Consider the following 21,381-nt stretch of genomic DNA (forward strand, 5'->3'; position numbering starts at 1 on the left):
GATGTAGAAGTCGTATCCGGGCACTTTCTCCCACACGGTGTATTTCTTCTCTCCGTTGTATTCGTACTCTACGTATTTCTCTCCACCTTTCTTTGCCTCTTCAAACGCTTTCTCAAAGCCTCCAAGCTCTTTCACCTCTTTCATGAAGTTCCCCATGTCTTTGTGGATCAGTACCTTTCCGTCGCTTGTGACAAGAAGCCCGTAGCCGCTCTTGCTCGCTTTCCCTTCTTCTACAACCGCTTTCCAGAGATCGGTGTTCTCAGAGAGGGATATACCTAATGCTATCAGTCCAGATGGTTCTGAACCGAACGTTGTAACTCCCTCCACGAAAAGCAAAACAGGCTTTCCATCGATGGATTCGGCAAGGACAAGCGAAGTTTTGTTTTTTTCCTTCATAAGGCTGAGGTACTTTTCGTACTCTGAATAGTTCTTCTCTTCTATTTTTTCTGGTAAAACCAAATAAGCGGATTCGCTCATCTCATCGACAACAATACCAACGGAGACTGTATCCGTAGCCCCCTGAAGAACAGACTGAAGGTTCGAAGCAATCGTGTACCCTCCTATGAGAGAGCTACCAAGGAGGGTTTTCAGATTTCTTTGAACCTCGTTCAGCTTCTGGGAGATGTATTTTGAAAGAGAAGACACCGACTTCTCCATGTAATCTTTTGCGTTGCTGATGAGAAGAGACGAGGTACTTCTCTGAACCAGATAAGCACTGAGAACAAAAGAAACAAGAACCACAACCATTATGAATATGATTCTGAATCTTATGTTCATCTCGCATCTCTCCTTTTATGTTTCTGAAATACCCCCGGCGCAAAGCACCGGGGATGTGTCTCATTGAGGGCTCACCGTGACATCATCGAAATAAATCGTAGTTGCCGTTCCTTCTCCGAGTTCGAAACTGATCTGAACGACCTCATCCGCATCGTCTGGATGCGTGTAGGTGAACGTGAACGTCTGCCAGTCCGCTGTGAGATTCACCGTTTGAGCAAAATAGTTGGTCCAGGGATCGTGATTCTGCAGAATTTTCACATTTATAGGTCTTGGTGTATCCGCTTTTGCTTTGAAAAAAATGGTGTAGGTTTTTCCTCTGTAAAGACCTATCCACTGGTTGAACTGAATATGCCACGTGTCAGTTCCAGGATCGGCTATCGTGATATAAGCGTAGCCATCCCTGACACCGTAATCGGAGACCCTGGCACCGCTGATCCCGTAATCTCCCGCCTGCCAAATGAACCATTCGTCCGGGTTGTTGGCCTGATCGTTCACAATAGGTTCGTCGAAAGTGCCGTTATTTATCTGTTCATAGGTCACCTCGGGACCTGCCTGCTGCTGTGCTTGTTCATATTCGCAGTCATCCACTTCCCCGGTGATTGTTTCCGGATTCATATCTTTATAGACTCTGATGTAGTCGATGTACATTCTCTGCGGGAATTGGGTGGTTTCGTCGGGATAACCTGGCCAGTAGCCTCCCACGGCAACGTTCAGAATGAGGAAGAACGGATGGTCGAAAACCCACTCAAGACCGAGTTCGGCCAGTTCATCCTTGCTGAGGACGTGGTAGAGCTGTCCGTCCACGTACCACTCCACTTCGTCTTCGTCCCATTCGATGGAGAAAATGTGGAAGTCTTCGGAAAAGTCCGGTACTCCTTCTGGAAGATGATAGGCAACACCTATACCCGCACCACCAGAATATCCCGGACCGTGTGCTGTTCCATAAACGGTTCTGGTGTCGTGGCCAAGCATCTCCATGATGTCGATCTCACCACAGGTGGGCCATCCGACCTCTCCTATGTTGTTTCCGAGCATCCAGAGAGCGGGCCAGATACCTTTTCCCTTTGGAAGTTTTGCCCTTATTTCGATTTTCCCGTATTTTATTTCGAATTTACCTTCTGTGGTCATCCTGGCTGAGGTGTAATCGTAAGTTCCATACTCATCGGAAACCTGTTCTTTTCTTGCCTCAATCACAAGACAGCCGTTTTCAACGAACGCGTTTTCGTCTGTATAGTACTCGAGTTCCCCGTTACCCCAGCCTGGAATACCTTTTGCATGACCGTTTCCTATCTCGAAGTTCCAGATGTTCGGATCGATAACACCGTCATCGAACTCCTGACTCCAAACGAGCTGCCAGTCTTCCACTTTGTCTTCATCCTCCTCGGTGTAGATTTCGTTTTCCTCACCGCTTACCTCGAGAACACCGATGTCCTCCATCACTACGTCGTCTATCCAGACCGTGCCGGTATACTTTCCAAGCTGAAACTCGAAACGAGCATTTTCATCGGTCTCCTGTCTCATGACGAATTCGAACTCGTACTTCTGCCAATCTGTTCCGAGCTCGAAGACCATGCCGCCGGATTCGTCGGTACCGGGGTTGTACGCGGTCCATCCTCTTCCGGCCGTTCCTCCTATCTTCACCCCGATGTTTCTCTGAGAGGAGGCTTTGGCTCGGAAAGAAACTCTGTACTTGTGGAGTTTCTCAACACGTATGGGAGCCTGTATGATCTGAACCGACCAGGTGTGATCTCCTCCGTTTGTTATCTCAACCACGAGAACGCCGTTTTCAACTCGAGCCGTTCCCTCACCGTTTGAATTGGTGAAGAATACCCAGTTTCCTCCTGTGTCTATAGAGCCATCCTCTGCGGGTGGGTCTATATCCACACCTGCGATGAGAATTGGTTCATCGAAAGAAGCGTTGCCAAGGATGTTTTGAGCCAGAATGAAAACAGGAAAGAGAAGCAGAGCGAAAACCAGCCTGCTCATCATATTACCCCCTTTTCATGGTTTGAATCTCTTCTCTCCCTCAACCAGAAAAATATCTCTCAACCTTATATCCCTCGAAGATGCACCGACCCTGACCTCGTATTCTCCTGACTCGACAACCCATTCTTTCCCATCGAAACTCGCAAGATCTCTAAGAGGAATTTCCAGAAAGATCTTTTCGGATTCGCCCGGGTTCAAAAGTTTTGTTTTGTGGAACGCTTTCAGCTCCTGGAAGGGCTTGTCTATTTTCCCTTTTGGAGCTTTGATATAAACCTGTGAGACTTCCTTTCCAGCTCTGTTCCCGGTGTTTGTGATCGTGTACGACACTCTGAGTATATCTCCGTCGATAGCGATCTTTAAATCTTTGTATTCAAACTTTGTGTAAGAGAGGCCGTAGCCGAACTCGTAGGCAGGTTCCACACCAAAGGTGTCGTAGTACCTGTATCCCACGTAGATGTCTTCCTCGTACACCACTCTTTGCGGATTGTCCTTTGGCTCTCCTGGGAACGTCCAGGATGGAACGTCCGAGTAATCCTTCGGGAAGGTCGTTGGAAGTTTTCCGGAGGGATTAATCTTTCCCACAAGAACATCGGCCACTATTCTTCCCATCTCCTGTCCCGCCTGCCAGACAAGAAGAATTCCATCCACAAGGTCTCTCCAGCTTGCGACTTCGATGGGACTTCCGATGTTCAGAAGAACCACAACTTTCTTACCCTGATCGTGGAATTCTTTCGAGACGGTTTTTATGAGTTCCAGCTCGTCATCGGAGAGGTAGAAATCACCTTTCACCGGCTTTCTGTCGTATCCCTCACCGGAGATCCTGCTGATCACAACAACTGCAACATCGTTTTTCTTTGCAGCTTTCTTTATCTCTTTTTCTGGGAGGAAGTTCTCTGGAAGTTTCGGTTTTATGGCCGTTCCCCAGGAGTCGGTTCTGGGTTTATATTCCTCTGTTTCTCTCATCTTTTTTATGTACTCCTCATAAGTGGAAGCGAGTTCTTCGTCGAACTTCATGTTTCTTTCTTTTATGCCTTCAAGGATAGAGATCGTGTATCTCGGATGGGTGTCTCCACTTCCCGTTCCTCCCTTTATTGTTTCGATTTGACCGGTGCCAAAGACGGCGACATGGGTATTTTCATCGAACGGAAGAACACCGTTGTTCTCAAGAAGGACAACACCCTCCGCACCTGCTTTGTAGGCGACTTCCGCGTGAGATTCGAGATCCGGTTTGTTTGAGTACCTGTACCCTTTGAAGGAAGGCGCGTTCACAAGAACTTTGAGAATGTTTCTCACACACTCATCGAGAACCTCCTCACTCAACTTTCCCTCCTTCAACGCCTCCATGATTTCTTCTATTTCATCTCTTCTTTCCGTGTTCACCTGATACGCTTTTCCAGGCATGATCATATCGTTTCCGGCCTTGAGCTGTTCTACAGGGTTGTCTCCCGCGTACCAGTCGCTCATCACGAAACCGTCAAATCCCCATTCTTCCCTGAGAACCTTCTTCAAAAGCCATTCGTTCTGTGAACAGTATTTTCCATTCAGTTTGTTGTAAGCGCTCATCACGGTCCAGGGTCTTGCTTTCTTGACGGCAATTTCAAAACCTTTCAGATATATTTCTCTGAGGGCTCGCTCGGACACGATCGTGTCCACTACCATCCTGTTCGTTTCCTGGTTGTTCGCGACAAAGTGTTTTATGCAGGCTCCCACCCCTTGAGATTGAACTCCCTTGACAAAGGCTGAAGCCATTTCACCGGAAAGGACAGGATCTTCTGAGTAGTACTCGAAATTCCTTCCACAAAGAGGGTTTCTGTGAATGTTCATCGCAGGTGCAAGAAGCACATCGACACCGTATTCCCTAACTTCTTCTCCCATGGCTTTTCCCACTTCTTCCAGAAGGTCTCTGTTCCAGGTAGAAGCAAGCATGATTTCAACGGGAAATGCCGTCGTGTAGTAAGTGTTTTCATCGTTTTCCCTTGTGGGATTTATTCTGAGTCCTGCGGGACCATCTGCCAGGACAAACGCAGGAATTCCAAGTCTTGGAATGGGATGTGTTTCTCCAGCCGCACCCGCCACTCTGGAATGTGGGTTTCCAAAAAGTCCTGGAAGACCGACCCCCACAACGAGCTTCACCTTTTCCTCTGTAGTTAACTGAGAGAGGATTTCATCGATCCTTTCCATCGTCTTCTTCCCTCCTCTTTTTCTTTTCTCTGACGACAAGAAACACAAGGAAAGGTACAGTGAGTCCGAGGAGTCCTAAATTTAGGTAGAACTCCACTGGCCTCAAGCCGCGCCACAGGTAATAAAACAGAACTATCAATTCAAGAACCAGAGCCCAAGAAAAAATGGAGAGAACCGCTTTTGTAAACATCACAGATCCTCCAGTTTCCTGTAAAGCTTCGGGATGCTACCGACGAGGAGCTTGGTGTATTCGTGGGTCGGCTCGAGAACCACTTTGTCTGGGTGTCCCCTTTCCACGATTTCACCGTTCTTCATAACGAAAATGTTGTCGGAAACGTAATAGGCAAGCCCCAGATCGTGTGTGATGAATATGATGGACGTTCCTTGTTCCTCTCTGAGCTCTTCGAGGAGTTTTATGATACCTCCTCTGGAGGAAGCGTCTATCATGGATGTGGGTTCGTCCGCTACGATCAAAAGAGGCCTCAAGATCCAGCATCTTGCTATCATGATTCTTTGTTTCTGTCCACCAGAAATCTGGTGCGGGTACTTTCCAAGTACATCCTTCGGATCTATCCCCACTCTGAAAAGCGACTCCTTTATGAGTTCGAGCGCTTCTTTCTTGTTTGAAGGCTTGTTCTCGAGAAGACTTATGGCCTGCCAGAGAGTTCTCTCGACTGGATAGAAGGGATTGTAACTCGCAAAAGGATCCTGGAAAACCGCGTGGACCTTCCTTCTGAATTCAACCAGAGATTCCCTGTCCTTTATATCTTTCCAGATATCTTTACCTTCAAAGTAGATTTCACCGGAGGTAGGGGGAAGGAGCCTCAGTATCATCTTTGCGGTGGTTGTTTTTCCGGAACCGCTTTCTCCAACGAGTGAAACGATTTCTTTTTCCTTCACCTCAAAAGAAACATTCTTCACCGCCTCTATACGACGCTTGGAGAAGAATCCAAGTGAAAAGATCTTTGTAAGGTTCTTCACGACGAGCCTGCTCATGCTCTCTCCTCCATGTAAAGCCAGCATGCAACTCTTCTTCCCGGTTCTATTTCCGTTAGTGGTGGTTCTTTTTCTTTACAGACATCCATCGCGTGAGGGCATCTAGGATGGAATCTGCAGCCAGATGGAGGATTTATGAGATTGGGTGGAGCACCAGGAATGGAGGTGATTCCTCTCTTTTTCACCTCTGGTTCTGGAGTGAGAACCGAATTGAAAAGCCCCTGGGTGTAAGGATGAAGCGGTTTTTCCAGGAGACTTTCCACAGGTGCGAACTCAACTATCTTTCCAGCGTACATGATAATCATTCTGTCTGCGATCTGCCTTACAGTCGCTATGTCATGGGTGATGAAGATTATGCTCTTCACGATTCCTTGGCGTTTCATCTGCATCAGGACTTTCAAAAGAACCTTTTGATTCACAACATCCAGAGCGGAAGTTGGCTCGTCAGCTATGAGAAGGCTCGGATTCAATATAGTTGCGATCGCTATCACGGCTCTTTGTCTCATTCCACCACTGAGCTCAAAAGGATACCTTTTAATCCAAAGTGGATCGAGCCCCACCTCTTCAAATCTTCTTCTGGCTTTCTCCAAAAGTTCCTCTTCGTCTATTCCGTGCGATTCCGCAAGATGCCTCACATACTTTTCCATCCTGATGGTGGGCATCAGTGCGTTCATCGCTGCTTGGGGTATTATCGTTATCTCTTTTCCCCAGAATTTTCTTTTCACTTCGTCTCTTGTCATGGACGACAGCTCTACAAACTCTCCGTTAACTCTCAGAAATATCTTTCCATCAACGAGTGTCAACGGCTTTACCATGTTCATGAAGATCACGTTCGAGAGAGTTGTCTTTCCACAACCAGATTCACCGACAACCCCTATAACTTCGTCTTCCAGTATTTCAAAAGACAAACCATCCACAGCTTTGACAGAAACCTTTTCCAGTTTATAGTAGGCCCTCACATTTTCTGCTTTCAAAAGTATTTCTTTCATTCTTCACTCCTCCCTCAAGCGTGGATTGAAGACTTCATCCATTGCAGTACTGATGACCAGCAAAGAAGCAGTGACAGCCACAATGGCGAGTCCTGGTGGCACGAACCACCACCACAGACCTCTTCTCACTGCCTCCATGAGAACTGCCCACTGAAGCATGATTCCAAGGGAGATTCCCTGGGTGGGACCGAGCCCTATCAAGCTCAGACCTGCTTCTCCCATGATTCCTCCGTTTATGAAAAGAACAAAGGACATGAAGGCGTAAGTCGCAATCGTTGGGATGAGGTCTTCTATCACCAGTCTGAGATCGGAATAGCCGGCCATAACAGAAAGGTACACGTACTCCCTCGACATCACACTCATGAGTTGTGCTCTTATCGCTCGCGCAAACCAAGGCCACTGGAATAAGCCCAAGATGACCGCAACCATTTCAACACTTCGTACCTTCAAATAACTCGCTATCAAAATTGCTATGAGTATCGAAGGAGTAGTAAGGACGATGTTTGTTATTCCCATCAATACATCATCCACAATACCCCTTTTCACGGCGGAGAAACTTCCTATGATCGTACCTATCACAAGCGAGATGATTGCAGCCAGAAAACCGATGTAAAGCGAAGAACGAATTCCATGAAGCAGTTGTGCAAGGACGTCTCTACCGTACGTGTCCGTTCCGAGAGGATGCGCGCTGGAAGGAGGTTGCTCGTAATCCCAGGTCATTTCCATAGGATCCACTTTGTAGAACACTGGCCCAAAAATTCCCAGGAAGAGAAAGAAGAGAAAAATCGAAAAACCTATTATGAACTTTTTGTTCTTGAAAAGTGGTCTTATCATCGTTCGAAACATATTTTATGCCTCCTGTCCCAGTCTTATTCTTGGATCTATCAAAGCGTAAAGGAAATCCACAATGAAGTTAGCGAGATAGATAGAGGCAATAAGAATCACAAAGATCCCCTGAATCAATGGATAATCGAGTGTAGTCAAAGCCCTGAAGAGTAGATATCCCGTTCCAGGGTAATTGAACACGATCTCAGTGATGAGGGCTCCTCCTAAAACCCCTCCTAAGCTCAAAGCGAGTCCCGTAATCTGTGGGAGGAGGGAGTTTCTGAAGACATACTTGAAAATTCTCTTGTCTTTCATACCAAGGTATTCAGAAAACATCGCATAATCGCTTCCAAGCTCGTATATCACCATGAGCCTCATTCCTATCGCCCATCCACCCATTGCAGAAACGACGATGGATGCAAAGGGCATTATGTAGTGCTTCAAAACATCAACGAAGAACGACCAGCTCAGGTTCGGTATCGTTCCCTGAGAATAAGCCCCTTGAACAGGAAGCCAGCCGAGTTTAACTCCAAAAAGGAAGATGAATATCATTCCAAGCCAGTAATATGGGATCTGAGAAACTATCAGGGAAGTTGTAAGGACTCCCTTGTCAATCCATGTGTTTCTTTTGTAAGCCGCTAAAGCACCGAGGCTGTTACCCAGAATCCAGGCGACTATCGTTGCTGGAAGAAGGAGTGCCAGTGTCCACGGAATAACTGGAATGATCAGGTCAATGACTTTCCTGGGGTAGAAAGTAATGGATGTTCCAAGATCTCCTCGAAGTGCCTTGGTGATGAATTCGAAATACTGAACGTACCAGGGTTTCCCGAGACCAAATTCTTCCATTAACGTTTTCTCAGCTGCTCTTATAGCCTCTGGATTCGCCTGAGCCACCCTTGAAAGGTTGGAAAGGATTTGAGATAAAGGATTCCCAGGAATCGCTCTTGGAAGTATAAACACAATAGTGGTTGCCACTATGTAGGTAACAAGCAGGAAGATGAAACGTCTCAAAAGGTACTTGAACATCGATTTCGATCCCATTCAATTCTCACTCCCCACTCTGTTTTTGTGAAACCCGGCCCCGAAGTGGGGCCGGGGAAAGATCACATGGCCGCTTTCTGGAGATCTTCGAAGATCTTCGCGGTGGGTATCTCGATTCCTCCTTCATCAACCGTTCCAAGCCAGGACGGTACGGGCTGTGGATCGCTCTTCTTGGAGATGATGAAGAGAGTCGGCCAGGTGTCCGCGTGCCATGGAGAAGGTCTGAACCAGGCTGGATTGTCCTCGCTCGGCCAGTTGATCCAGTACTTCGTCGAGTATTCGTACCAGTGAGCCGTGTAGAACGCGGGTATGCTCGGCATATCTCTGTAGATGATCTGCTGGATTCTGAAGTACGCCTGTTTTCTCACCTCAGGATCGAGTGTAGAAACTGCTTTGTCGAGGAGTTCGACTACCTCATCATTATCGTACCTTTCCCAGTCTCCAGCCCACGTGACTTCACCTACAGGAGCAGACAGCCTCTTATCGAGCACAAACCTGTATATGTTGAACGGATGATCGAAGCTCGGACCAACACTCCAGGATATGATGAGGTCGAACGTTCCTTTCGTCATTCTGTCTGCCCATACAGAGTAATCTGGAAATTCAGTTCTTACATCGATACCTATGCTTCTCAGATTCTTTGCGATCATCTCACACATCATCATCCAGTCAGTCCAGCCGTACGGAACAGATATCGTGTACGGACCAAGTTTCGTGCCATCGGGGCCAACCCTTACACCATCAGGTCCTTTTTTGTACCCTGCCTCGTCCAAGATCTTGTTTGCCATATCGAGATCGAACGGGATTCTTCCATCTTCAGTTCCAAAGGTTTTCTTTGCAAGGTCGTAATCGATGTACTGCTTGTACGGTTCGAAGAGATCGATCACCATGGACGGGTGAGCCTGGCTTCCATAACCGAAGTAAGCCTTTTTGAGCATTTCGTTGTACGGAATAGCGTAAGCGATCGCTTTTCTCACAGCTGGGTCGCTCAAACCAGGTTTGGTATTGTTTACGTACACGAATCCCACACCGTCGGGAATGAAGTAAGGTTCCTTTTTGTACCACGTTCCAACCGGAAGGCCTTTCTTCTCCCACAGTTCCCAGACACTCGGAATGAAGAGTCCGTTCCAGTCAATGTCGCCTCTTTCGAACGCGAGACTGGCACTCGGGTTGTCCTTGTAAATGACGTGAGCCAGATACTTGGGTCTTGGAAGTCCGAAAATGTCTTTACCCCACCAGTCGTCAACTCTCTGGTACACAACGATGTTCGGGTCGTAGTAGTAGAGTTTGTAAGGACCAGAAACAACCTGTTCTTCAGGTTTGTCGTTGATCCAGTCTTTTATGTTCATCTGTGCTCTGATCCTTTCGTAGACGTGTTTGGGCATCGGTTGTGCACCGAGGGAGTAGGAAAGGAACTGGAAGTAATTGAGATTCTCTTCTTTCGCCTTGAATTCAACCACTTTTGTGTCAACAGCTTTCACGTATTCGATGTAGGTATCCCATCCACCGCCGGGGCCTATTCCGAGTTCTTTGGTGAGCTCCAGAGCGTAGACAAAATCCTCTGCGGTGATAGACACCCCATCGCTCCATCTTGCTTCAGGTCTGATGTAGATCCTCAGAGTTTTGTCGTCCACGAATTCGTATCTTTCTGCGATGACAGGAATCCAAGCGTCTCTTCCAAGGTCGTACTGGAACGCCGGAAGGTACATGAACTGATCAGTACCCCACGTGGACTGCGGTGCATAGAGGTTCCAGGTGGTTGCAGGACCCCAGAGGGCTCCTCCGATGTAGACTGTGTCTTCACGTGGCAGGGACACCTGTGCCATCAAACTGGAAAGAACCAAAAGAGCCAGTAACAGTACAAGTGACTTTCTCATACCCACACCTCCTTTGTATATGGATAAAGGTTAAGTTATTTGTCTCAGAAACTCTTCTATCGCCAGAACATTTCCTCCAACAAGGGACGGTGAAATTTCCTTGAAAATGGTATCTCTTATGAGAACATCGGCAATTTCTCTGTCTATTATCTTTTCAAGTTCTCTTTTTATAAAAGAACCAAATGTATCCCAGAGATCGTTGACAACACCGCCGAGTACTATCACACCAGGATTCAGAAAGTAGATGATGTTCTTTAAAACGACTGCTACATATTGTAGGAATTCTTCCATTGTTTCTTTCACGTTCTTTTCCCCTGAAAACCATAACCTTTTGATGTGTCGAAACTTCTCATCCAGCGTTTCTCCCTGAAGTTCTACAAATTTCTCTATCTTTTCTATGAGTTTTGATATAGAGAGAAACTCCTCCACTTCTTTTCCGCTTTCTACATCGAGGACAACATGACCTATTTCCCCAGCAGCGAAATTTTCTCCCCTGACGATTTTGCCGTTCACCGAAATCGCTCCACCGATTCCTTCACCGAAATAGAGAAAGAAAGCAACATCACTTTCCTTTACATCCTGAGAAAAGAATTCTTCAGCCAACAGCGAAAGGTTGGAATCGTTTTCTACCAGAACTTCCAAATCTAGATTCCCAAACTCCTTCTGAAAATCAATATCTCTCCATCCAAGGTTCGGTGCGTGGATCAAAAACTTACTTTCCGTGTTCACAATACCTGGAAGAGAAAACACCACTTTCGATATGTTTTTGTTCAGAACATGGCTTTTGAGAATGTTTTCATAGGAAGAAGTGACTCTTTGTTTGAATTCACCAAAATCTTTCGGAGTAGAGAACCTCTCAATTATTCTCCATGCACCATCCAGAAAACCAACTGCAACCAGCGTCTCAAGTACCTCCACGTTGTATATGATTGATGTGATGAAAGATCTTGTTGGACCGTAAGTTACGGCTTTTCTGCGACGACCAGTCGCTGTTCCCTTTTCTTCTACCAATCCCTCATTCACCAGTTCTTCAATGATCCTCCATATTGCGCTCTGAGCGAGTCCTGTTTTTCTGGCGATTTCCACCCTGCTGTGCGGTCCACTCTCTATCAGATATCTCAGAACCATCTTTTTGTTTTCCGTTTTCATGGATTTTGGATTCAGCTTTTTATGCACTTCATATTCCTCCTGCTTTTTATCTATCTTCCTCAGAAAGAAATTATAACGATATGAATCAAAAAGTACAAACACAAGTAATACTCATTTTTTCATGATTATGAGTGAATAATGGGAATTATTTCAAATTATAGTTCAAATTCTAATATTTTCTTTGAGTTACAACTGATTTTACTCCCGATGCTCTTTCTAAAGAGTTCAATACATTCTCAAAGTGAGAAGAATGTGTGTAACAAAAAATCCGTCGAAACCATAAGTTATTGACTCCATGTAATGATCGGTTGCCGTTATTTTTTATGTTAAAATTACAACATACTCGAAGTGAATTCTGCATCAAAGGGGGTGTAATCACGAGAAGAGGAGCGCTGTTTTTTATTTTCATGGGAATTCTTTCTATACTCTTTGCGCAGGAGGATGTTACTGTGAACGGTGTAACTCTTATTACAAAAGTCTTTCCGGAAGGTGAAAAAGCCTGTGCGGTCGTCATCGAATATCCCGTTGAGATCGATGGTCAGAAACTCTCACCGGATCGGTTCTCGGTGAAAGTGAAAACTAGCGATACCTACTCTTCAAGAACGATTACAAAAGTCTACGCAAACAACAGCGGAGATCTCTCTTTTAGCATTTTCAACAACCGCGGAAAGTATGTTGTTCTGGAACTCTCCACCGAAGATTTACACTCAAACACCATTGTTTTCGGGCCTAATTTTCTCAACACCCGCGTGAAACTGGACTACATCGTTTCACAGCTTGTTCCCATTTTTGACGTAGACGGGAACGAAGTGGAACCTTTTACGTCGAAACAAACGGATGAGAAACATCTCATCATCGATGATTTCCTCGCATTCACTTTCAAAGACCCAGAAACAGGTGTTGAGATACCTTACAGGTTGTTTGTTCCAAAAGATGTGAATCCTGACAGAAAATACCCGCTGGTTGTCTTCCTACACGGAGCGGGAGAGAGGGGAACGGACAATTATTTACAGGTCGCTGGGAATCGTGGAGCGGTTGTCTGGGCCCAGCCGAGATACCAGGTGGTTCATCCGTGTTTTGTTCTCGCACCGCAGTGTCCACCAAACAGCAGCTGGTCCACACTCTTCACTGACAGGAAAAATCCTTTCAATCCAGAAAAACCCCTCCTTGCGGTGATAAAGATCATTAGGAAACTTCTTGACGAATACAACATAGACGAGAATCGAATCTACATCACCGGGCTTTCGATGGGAGGTTACGGCACCTGGAGTGCCATCATGAACTTTCCGGAACTCTTCGCAGCTGCAATACCGATATGCGGTGGAGGAGACGTCAGCAAAGTCGAGAGAATAAAGGACATACCCATCTGGGTTTTCCACGCAGAAGACGATCCTGTTGTCCCAGTGGAGAATTCGCGTGTTCTTGTGAAAAAGCTCGCAGAGATTGGAGGAAAAGTCAGATACACCGAGTACGAAAAAGGTTTCATGGAGAAACACGGGTGGGATCCACACGGATCGTGGATACCTGCCTACGAAAGTCAGGAAGTCGTAGAGTGGCTGTTTGAACAAAGTAGATAGTTGTGGTAGAATTTAAGTGAAAAATCATATACCTCAAGAGAGCCCTGCTGGGCTCTCTTTTTAATTCTCAAAAAAGGAGGGATTCACATGCCAGCAAAGGTTTATTTCACAGACATGACGACCAACCCAAACATGAACATGCTTCAAAAGTTAGAACTTCTTTTGAAGAAAGTGGAACTGGAAAAGATCATCGAAAAAGACAAGTTCGTGGCTGTAAAACTCCATTTCGGTGAATACGGAAACCTCGCATTCATAAGACCCCAGTACGTGAAAATCATTGTGGACCAGATCAAGAAACTGGGTGGAAAACCTTTCCTCACCGACGCGAACACGCTCTACACCGGCCACAGATCGAACGCTGTGGATCATCTGATAAATGCCTACCTGAACGGTTTCACCTACGAGGTGACGGGGGCTCCTGTGATCATCGCGGATGGTCTCAGGGGTTCAGATGAGATAAAGGTGAAAATAGATGGAAACTACGTAAAAGAAGCGAAGATAGGTGCAGCGATAGCCCTGGCAGATGCGATAGTCGCTGTAACACATTTCAAAGGGCACGAAGCAACAGGTTTTGGTGGAACGATAAAAAACGTCGGAATGGGAAGTGCATCCAGAGCTGGAAAGATGGAACAACATTCCGAATCCAAACCGTACGTGGTTGAAGAAAAGTGTGTCGCCTGTGGAACATGCGCGAAGTTCTGCCCGGTTGGAGCAATCACCGTCACAAAAGTGGCAAAGATCAACTACGAGAAATGTATCGGCTGTGGACAGTGTATCGCCATGTGTTCCTACGGTGCCATGTCTCCAAAATGGGACAGCTCGACTGACTCTTTGAGTAAAAAGATGGCTGAATACGCAAAAGCGGTTCTCAAAGACAAGAAAGCGGTCTTCATTTCGTTCATCATGAACATCTCTCCAGACTGCGACTGCTGGAACATGAACAAACCTCCCGTGGCTCCCGATATAGGAATCGCGGTCAGTACAGATCCGGTCGCCCTGGACCAGGCCTGTATCGATCTTGTCCTTCAAAAAACGGGCAAAGATCCGTTCCTTGAGGTTCACCCAGATGTAACCTGGAAGACACAGCTCGAATACGCTGAAGAGATCGGTCTTGGAACAAGAGAATACGAACTCGTGAAGGTGGCTTGTGATTTGAAGTGAAAAGTGGTTTAATAGAGGTGGCAAACTTTATGAGGAGGTCTTATTGTGAGAAAACTTGCTTTGATCAGTTTGGTTCTTTTAGCGGTCCTTGGAATGCCCCAGGAATGGGTTTCACGATCCTTCGGTCCCATCAGCTGGCAGCAACCGTCGGACTGGCAGGAAACACCTCCACTGGCTTTCAATTCGACCGGAGTTTTCAAGGGAATGGGTGATGGCCAGACGCTCAATCAGGGAGTTGGTGTGTTCTTCATCTACGACACAGGTGTCGAAGTAGCACTCGTTTATGGACTATCCCAAGATGCCTCTCTCGTCGATCAGGGTGAGACAGAGTGGAAAGGATTCAAGGGAAGATACTACAAGTTTGAGGGAAACGACCTTTCTTTCAATGTTCAGACCTTTACACTCGGAATGAGAGATCTCGCTTTCTGGAGTTTTGTAGTTGGAGAACCCGCAGACGAGGATTTAAAAACTCTGGAGAAGATTCTCTCAAGCATCGACTTGAACGATCGATTCAGATTCAGCAGATGGAGCTCGCAGGATGGAACGCTTGAGATGTACCAGAACGGCAATCACTTCGAAGGATCTTTTGGAGAGAAAACCTTGGAAGGAATAGTGATCGAAAACGGTATTTTTGGATGGTGGAAAAAATCAGACTCGACCGGCAGCGTGGGACCGTCTTGGTTCTGGGATGGTGCCTTCAACGGAAAGTTCGTAGAAGGGAAACTGCAACTGCTGTTCTCCAACTTGGAAGATCCGTTTCACTCACTGGAAGGAACCACTGTGACCTTTGAAAACGTTTCTGGAAAATTCGAAAGTTCCGCAGCAGAAGAAGTTTTCGTCACAGAATCCCTTCTTTGCAGAAGTGTCTACGAAAACGCGCCTTTCGCTACAGACACTGCGTTCACACCTTTTGACAAACGAATCGTCATGTGGAGCGCGACAAAGCCATTCGAAAACTCCCATATATTCAAATGGGAATGGTACGATCCAGATGGAAATCTTAGAGAAAACGTCTATTACATCGTTGCCACAACGATAGAAACAGGTTACGATTATTACGACAGCGTGTGGGGCTGGATGACAACCGACAGATTCAGAGAAGATGCGTTCGGTGACTGGAAAGTAGTGGTTTACGCGGACGGAAAGAAACTGGATGAAAGCTCCTTTACACTGGTTCGAGAACCCAAAATGAAAACCATCGAGACAGAAACCTTCAAATTGAACGTTCCTGCTTACACATATTATCAGCTTTCTGAAGGAATCCACTACTTCATTTTTGATATCGCTGATTTGATCTTCGCAGAAGCACATTACGAAACAGAACCACTCAACGGTGAGGTTTACAGAACTTCGAACTATGAGGTTAACTTCGTAGAAACATCCATGCCGGATTATCAGACTGGACAGAATTTCACTTACTGGGTCTTTCAATTTCCAGAGAAAAATGGTCAGTACCTCTACATGAGCTTCTACGCTCCAGAAGAAGACTTCAAGAGACTGGAAGGTCTGTTTGAAAAGATTTTAAACAGCGTTGAATTAAAATGAAAATCCTGATCACCGGAAGGCCAGGTGTCGGGAAAACCACTTTAATCAAGAAACTATCACGCCTCCTGCAGAACGCAGGGGGCTTTTACACTGAAGAGATGAGAGAGGACGGAAAAAGAATCGGTTTCAAGATCATCACCTTAGATGGTGAGGAAGGAATATTAGCAAGAACAGACCTCCCTTCTCCATACAGAGTGGGTAAATACTACGTGAATCTAAAAGACCTGGAAGAGATCGGTGTAAGATCGCTCGAAGGAGCCCTTCGGGAGAAAAACCTGATCATCGTAGACGAGATAGGAAAGATGGAACTCCTATCCAGGAAATTCCGGGAGGTAGTCGAAAAAATCTTCGATAGCGAGAAAGATGTGGTAGCCACAATCAAGAAATCGAGCGATCCATTCGTAGAAAAGATCAAAAACAGAAATGATGTCGTCATCTTTGAGCTGAACGAGAAAAATCGTAACTCTCTGTTGAACGAAATTCTGTCTGTTTTAAAATTCAATCGAGGTGAAAAACAATGATACAGATGTTGATTAATTTATTAAAAACGATCCCTTCGCTGGGAAGACACTCATTTCAGGTCGCTTTTCTTTCCGCTCAGATCGCAGAAAAAATGAATCTTGATTCCAACGTTTCATTCTTATCTGGATTGATCCACGATCTGGGACTGATTCTGCCATACGAAGGGAAAACGCTGCTGGATGAAATAGACGACACCTTCGTTATTGTACGGGACACCCCGAGCAAACCTCTTCATCTCCACAGCGTTTTGGGAAGTTTCATCACTGATTATGTTGAAAAACTGAAGCCCATATCCCCCATCGTTTTGAAACATCATTTCCCCGCTACGTATCTGGACAGAACAGAAGAGAATCTGATCTCCAACATTGTCTTCATCTCGGACCAGGTTTCAAGATACACAATGGTAAATTTGGATGCTTCACCCAGAGACATTATTATCGCTCTCGAAGATATGAAAAGCTTTTTCTTCCCGGAGATATTTGAAGCTTGCAAAGAGGTCTTGACCACGGAATTCGTCCAGTGGCAGCTTGAGAACATTCTTGAGGGGTCCAGTGCTACAGATCTGCTACAAGATTACATAAGAAACTGTCCAGACTGTGGTAAAAAAGACTTGATTCAAGCTGGAAAAGTCGTGTCGTTCATCGTCGATACCAAAAGTGAATTCACTACCAGCCACACCTGGAGAGTCGCTGTTTTTTCAGAGAAAATGGCAGAAAAGGCTGGTAAAAACAGCGAAGATCTCTTTATCGCTGGACTGTACCACGACATTGGAAAGATCAGTGTGAGTTACAAAATTCTCGAAAAACCAGCAAAACTCAGTGATGAAGAATACGCTATTATGAAAAAGCACGTCTATTTCTCCTATCTCATCCTTCTCCCCTACAAAGATGAAAACTGGTTTTTCCCTGCGGTGAGACACCATGAAAGACTCGACGGTTCCGGCTATCCCTTTAAACTGAAAGAGGAAGAAATGACCCTTGAAGACAAAATAATCCAGGTTGCCGATGTGTTCACTGCACTTTTAGAAGAAAGGCCCTACAGACCCGCGACCCCCGTGAAAAAAGCTTTGGACATGGTATACGAAGAAGTGAAGAAAAAAAAGTTATCTCAAGAAGCCTTCGAGCTACTTGAATCATCTCTGAAAGATCTTGATCTCAGCAGCATCGAGGTGGGAAGAGAGATTAGAAAAGAAATCAGAGCGTTTGTGGAGAGAGTGGTCGAAAAATTCGGAAACTATGTTCTTTAGAGGTGAGAATATGATCCTGGTGAAGAAATTTTCTTTCGAGGCCGCACACAACCTGACTAAATACCACGGAAAATGTGAAAAGCTCCACGGTCACACATACAGACTCGTTGTTAAGATAGAAGGCCCCCTGAACGAAGAGGAAATGGTCATGGACTTCGTTGAGTTGAAAAAGATCGTCGAAGAACAGGTTGTTTCTAAACTCGATCACTCGTATCTCAACGACATGTTCGACCAGCCCACCACGGAAAGAATAGCGATATGGATATGGAGTCAGCTCTCGAAAGAGATGGAAAAACGCGGTGTCAGGCTCCACGAGATAGAACTGTGGGAGACAGAAACGAGCGGCGTTGTGTACAGGGGTGAGAAGGTTTGAAGGATGTTCAGAACGAAAAAGACCCGAGAATGGTCCCTCTGAAAAAGGTGGGAATAAAGGATCTACACTGGCCTCTCAAGGTGATTCTTAAAGAAGATGGATACCAGTCTACCGTTGCTCGGATAAGCTGTTCGGTGGACCTTCACCGTGAAAAAAGAGGGATACACATGAGCAGATTCATAGAAGTTTTAAACAAACTGGAAGTGATAACTCCTCAAATCTTCGAAGAGATCCTGGATAGCCTGATAAAAATCATGGAAGCAAAAAGGGCACATCTGGAAATCCATTTTCCTTACTTCACATGGAAAGAGTCTCCTGTTTCCAGAAAGAAGTCACCGTTGAAGGTGGATTGTTTTGTTGAAGCAGAAAAGGAGAAGAATTTTTCTTTCAAAATTGGAGTCAGAACACCCGTTCACACACTCTGCCCGTGTTCCAAAGAGATCAGCGATTACGGTGCTCACAACCAGAGGGCTTTTGTTGAAATAACGGTGAAGACCAGAAGGTTCATCTGGTTCGAAGATTTGGTAGAAATAGCGGAGAGAAACGCAAGTTCTCCTCTTTACACCCTACTGAAAAGGCCTGACGAAAAGTTCGTCACGGAAAAAGCTTATGAGAATCCCAGGTTTGTGGAGGATGTGGCAAGGGACGTGGCCTTGGAACTGGAGAAAGATCCAAGGATCACCTGGTACAGAGTCTATGTGGAAAGTATGGAGAGCATACACAACCACAATGCGTTTGCATGTGTAGAGAAAGGAGATTTCGTTCTGGAGGGATGAAACGTGGTTTACACAACTCCGTGGAACAGAAAGATCGAATTCGGAAAGACAATGCTTATGGGAATAATAAACGTCACACCAGACTCTTTCTTCTCCGGTTCCAGAAAACAGAGCGTGCTCGAAGCGGTGGAAGCTGTAAAGAAGATGATAGAAGATGGTGCTGACATAATAGACGTAGGGGGAATGTCCACCCGTCCTGGGTCGGATCCCATCGATGAGGAAGAAGAATTGAACAGAGTGATTCCCGTGATAAAAGCGATCAGATCGATAACCGATGTTCCAATTTCCGTAGATACGTACAGGTGGAGGGTAGCTTTGAAAGCTCTCGAAGCCGGGGCAGACATCGTAAACGATATCAGCGGCTATCAATTCGAACCAGATATCGTCAGGGTAGTTTCTGAAAACAACGCCCCTTACGTTCTCATGCACATAAAGGGGACACCAAAGACAATGCAGGAAAATCCTCATTATGAGGATGTGGTGAAGGAGATAAAAGAGTACTTCTCAGAAAAAATAGAGCATTTAAAAGAAAAAGGTGTGAGCCAGATCATTCTGGACCCTGGTATCGGATTTGGGAAAAGATACGAAGACAACCTCGAAATTCTTCGAAGAATCGACGAGTTCAAAGAGTTCAAACTTCCCATCCTCGTAGGTGCTTCAAGAAAATCTTTCATAGGAATCACCTTGGGAAACGTGCCTCCTGAAGAACGGCTCGAAGGTACTCTTGCGGTCACTGCGTACTGCACACTGAAAGGAGTAGATATAATTCGAGTACACGACGTTCTCCCTAACAAGAGAGTGATAAGAATGATGGAGGCGATACTCTGGCAAAGGTTGTAATAGCGCTTGGAAGCAACCTTGGTGACCGACAGAAAAACATAGAGAAAGCCCTTGAGGAGATGAACAAAAGAGAGATAAAGGTGGAAAAAGTATCCACCATAATCGAAACAGATCCCTACGGCTACGAAGATCAACCGAAGTTCCTGAACGCGGTCTGCATTGCACGAACCTCTCTTTCTCCTCGCGAACTACTGAACACACTCCTTCAGATAGAGAAAAGCATGGGAAGGGTGAGAACGATACGGTGGGGACCCAGAATCATCGATCTTGATATCGTATTCTATGAAGAACTTGTTCTTAACGAGGAAGATCTCACAATACCCCATCCCGACGCGCACAACAGAATGTTCGTTTTAGAACCATTGTGTGAGATAGCCCCAGATTTAATCCATCCTGTGTTTGGAAAGACAGTAAGGGAACTACTGGAAGATCTCAGACAACGAAGATAGACCTCGGCAATGTGGTGAGTATTTCACAGCCCTGCTCTCTCAAGACCACATCTTCTTCTATCCTTATACCGAACTTTCCCTCCAGATAAATTCCGGGTTCCACGGTGAAAACAGCGTTTTCTGGAAGTGGAGAATCGTTTCTGAAGCTTATGGCCGGTCCTTCATGTACTTCGAGGCCTATTCCATGTCCCAAACTGTGCCCGAAGAACTCACCGTAACCTTTCTCCCGTATAAAATCCCTGGCAGCCGAATCGAGTAGCTTTCCCGTCACTCCTGCCTTTGCCACTTTGAGAGCCCTTTCCTGTGCTTTGAGAACTATACTGTGAACTTCCTTCACTTCATCGGAGGGTTCTCCTATGGAAACAACACGGGTAATATCGGCACAGTAATTCTCATATATAGCTCCAAAATCTATTACAATCACGTCTCCTCTCTCAATTACCTTGTCCGAGGCTTTGCCGTGTGGAAGTGCGGACCTATATCCTGAGGCCACTATGGTGTCGAAAGCCACACCCTCCGCTCCTTCTTTTCTCATCGTGTACTCGAGAAGTGCGGCGATCTCTTTTTCTGTCATTCCAGCTCTGATCTGCTGTACCGTTTCGAGAAAAGCCCTTTCAGAGATCTCTATTGCCCGTTTTATCTTCTCTATTTCTCCTTCGTCTTTCACCATTCTCATTTGTTTGACTTCGTCATCTATTCCTACAAACTTTCTATCTCCAAAGGCGCTCGAGATTCTCCGAAAAAGTGAAAGAGAAATCCTTTCTTCTTCCAGGGCTATCGTTCTTATTCTCAGATCATCCACCGCTTTTTTGAGAACATCAATGAAATCTCCACCTTTTACTTCCCTCACCTCGAAATCCGTTTCCTGCTTGGCCTGAACTGTGTATCTGGAATCGGTTATGAGAAGCCTCGTGTTTTCGGAGATGAGAATGATGGAAAAAGATCCGGTGAACCCGGAAAAATAAACCGAAGATGCCTTGGCGGAGTTTTCTATGTTCATTATCAGAAAAGCGTCTGCTTCTTTTTCGGAGATGAGTTGAATCAATCTTTCTGATCTGTCCATTGTTTTCC

19 protein-coding genes and 1 pseudogene are annotated in these 21,381 nt (G+C 45.7%); 9 read left to right on the forward strand and 11 right to left on the reverse strand.

Annotated features, from left to right (window positions below; translation table 11 throughout):
* The 10 genes and pseudogenes from AS158_RS06455 to AS158_RS06500 form a co-directional block, all read right to left on the reverse strand.
* Positions 1-777 (reverse strand): annotated as a pseudogene (locus tag AS158_RS06455) (cache domain-containing protein); the annotation flags it as partial.
* A gap of 60 nt (positions 778-837) precedes the next feature.
* The gene (locus tag AS158_RS06460; protein ID WP_165304754.1) at positions 838-2,766 is read right to left on the reverse strand and encodes a carbohydrate binding domain-containing protein; all 1,929 of its coding nucleotides are present in this window, start codon (positions 2,764-2,766) and stop codon (positions 838-840) included.
* 12 nt (positions 2,767-2,778) lie between these two features.
* Entirely contained in the window at positions 2,779-4,944 is a 2,166-nt protein-coding gene (locus tag AS158_RS06465; RefSeq protein WP_165304755.1) for a beta-glucosidase, read from the reverse strand.
* The gene (locus tag AS158_RS06470) at positions 4,928-5,134 is read right to left on the reverse strand and encodes a hypothetical protein (protein WP_004082479.1); all 207 of its coding nucleotides are present in this window, start codon (positions 5,132-5,134) and stop codon (positions 4,928-4,930) included. The genes AS158_RS06465 and AS158_RS06470 overlap by 17 nt, the downstream gene beginning before the upstream one ends.
* On the reverse strand, positions 5,134-5,940 hold the full coding sequence (locus tag AS158_RS06475; protein WP_004082480.1) for an ABC transporter ATP-binding protein: 807 nt from the start codon (positions 5,938-5,940) through the stop codon (positions 5,134-5,136). The genes AS158_RS06470 and AS158_RS06475 overlap by 1 nt, the downstream gene beginning before the upstream one ends.
* Positions 5,937-6,929, reverse strand: coding sequence for an ABC transporter ATP-binding protein (locus tag AS158_RS06480; protein WP_012896090.1), 993 nt, complete (start codon positions 6,927-6,929; stop codon positions 5,937-5,939). The genes AS158_RS06475 and AS158_RS06480 overlap by 4 nt, the downstream gene beginning before the upstream one ends.
* Positions 6,930-6,932: 3 nt before the next feature.
* On the reverse strand, positions 6,933-7,775 hold the full coding sequence (locus tag AS158_RS06485; protein ID WP_011943472.1) for an ABC transporter permease: 843 nt from the start codon (positions 7,773-7,775) through the stop codon (positions 6,933-6,935).
* A 3-nt stretch (positions 7,776-7,778) separates the two neighbouring features.
* Positions 7,779-8,795, reverse strand: coding sequence for an ABC transporter permease (locus AS158_RS06490; protein ID WP_012310819.1), 1,017 nt, complete (start codon positions 8,793-8,795; stop codon positions 7,779-7,781).
* Positions 8,796-8,857: 62 nt separating this feature from the next.
* The gene (locus AS158_RS06495) at positions 8,858-10,672 is read right to left on the reverse strand and encodes an ABC transporter substrate-binding protein (protein WP_012310818.1); all 1,815 of its coding nucleotides are present in this window, start codon (positions 10,670-10,672) and stop codon (positions 8,858-8,860) included.
* A gap of 30 nt (positions 10,673-10,702) precedes the next feature.
* A complete protein-coding gene (locus AS158_RS06500) occupies positions 10,703-11,848 on the reverse strand; it encodes an ROK family transcriptional regulator (RefSeq protein WP_012310817.1) in 1,146 nt (381 codons plus the stop codon).
* 296 nt (positions 11,849-12,144) lie between these two features.
* On the opposite strand from AS158_RS06500, the gene AS158_RS06505 reads away from it, so the two are divergent.
* From AS158_RS06505 to folK, 9 genes are all read left to right on the forward strand, one after another.
* Entirely contained in the window at positions 12,145-13,398 is a 1,254-nt protein-coding gene (locus tag AS158_RS06505) for a prolyl oligopeptidase family serine peptidase (protein WP_038052095.1), read from the forward strand.
* 87 nt (positions 13,399-13,485) lie between these two features.
* On the forward strand, positions 13,486-14,559 hold the full coding sequence (locus tag AS158_RS06510) for a DUF362 domain-containing protein (RefSeq protein WP_038052094.1): 1,074 nt from the start codon (positions 13,486-13,488) through the stop codon (positions 14,557-14,559).
* A 45-nt stretch (positions 14,560-14,604) separates the two neighbouring features.
* The gene (locus AS158_RS06515) at positions 14,605-16,104 is read left to right on the forward strand and encodes a hypothetical protein (protein WP_165304756.1); all 1,500 of its coding nucleotides are present in this window, start codon (positions 14,605-14,607) and stop codon (positions 16,102-16,104) included.
* Positions 16,101-16,625, forward strand: a complete 525-nt coding sequence (locus AS158_RS06520) for an NTPase (protein WP_165304757.1) — start codon at positions 16,101-16,103, stop codon at positions 16,623-16,625. Before AS158_RS06515 ends, AS158_RS06520 begins: the two co-directional genes overlap by 4 nt.
* On the forward strand, positions 16,622-17,872 hold the full coding sequence (locus AS158_RS06525) for an HD domain-containing protein (protein WP_165304758.1): 1,251 nt from the start codon (positions 16,622-16,624) through the stop codon (positions 17,870-17,872). The genes AS158_RS06520 and AS158_RS06525 overlap by 4 nt, the downstream gene beginning before the upstream one ends.
* Positions 17,873-17,882: 10 nt before the next feature.
* Positions 17,883-18,245 carry a 6-carboxytetrahydropterin synthase QueD gene (queD, locus tag AS158_RS06530; protein WP_165304759.1) on the forward strand — a complete coding sequence of 121 codons (363 nt, stop codon included), beginning with the start codon at positions 17,883-17,885 and terminating at the stop codon, positions 18,243-18,245.
* Complete coding sequence (gene folE2, locus AS158_RS06535) at positions 18,242-19,021, forward strand: GTP cyclohydrolase FolE2 (RefSeq protein ID WP_165304760.1); 780 nt, start codon at positions 18,242-18,244, stop codon at positions 19,019-19,021. The genes queD and folE2 overlap by 4 nt, the downstream gene beginning before the upstream one ends.
* 3 nt (positions 19,022-19,024) lie before the next feature.
* Entirely contained in the window at positions 19,025-19,861 is an 837-nt protein-coding gene (folP, locus tag AS158_RS06540) for a dihydropteroate synthase (protein WP_165304761.1), read from the forward strand.
* Positions 19,846-20,310 carry a 2-amino-4-hydroxy-6-hydroxymethyldihydropteridine diphosphokinase gene (gene folK, locus AS158_RS06545; protein WP_038052079.1) on the forward strand — a complete coding sequence of 155 codons (465 nt, stop codon included), beginning with the start codon at positions 19,846-19,848 and terminating at the stop codon, positions 20,308-20,310. The genes folP and folK overlap by 16 nt, the downstream gene beginning before the upstream one ends.
* Here folK and AS158_RS06550 read toward each other — a convergent pair.
* Positions 20,294-21,373: a Xaa-Pro peptidase family protein gene (locus AS158_RS06550; protein WP_165304762.1), complete on the reverse strand. Its 1,080-nt coding sequence runs from the start codon at positions 21,371-21,373 to the stop codon at positions 20,294-20,296. The genes folK and AS158_RS06550 overlap by 17 nt on opposite strands.
* Between the last annotated feature and the right edge of the window lie 8 nt (positions 21,374-21,381).

The sequence above is a fragment of the Thermotoga sp. 38H-to genome, assembly GCF_011057665.1.
Classification (GTDB): domain Bacteria; phylum Thermotogota; class Thermotogae; order Thermotogales; family Thermotogaceae; genus Thermotoga.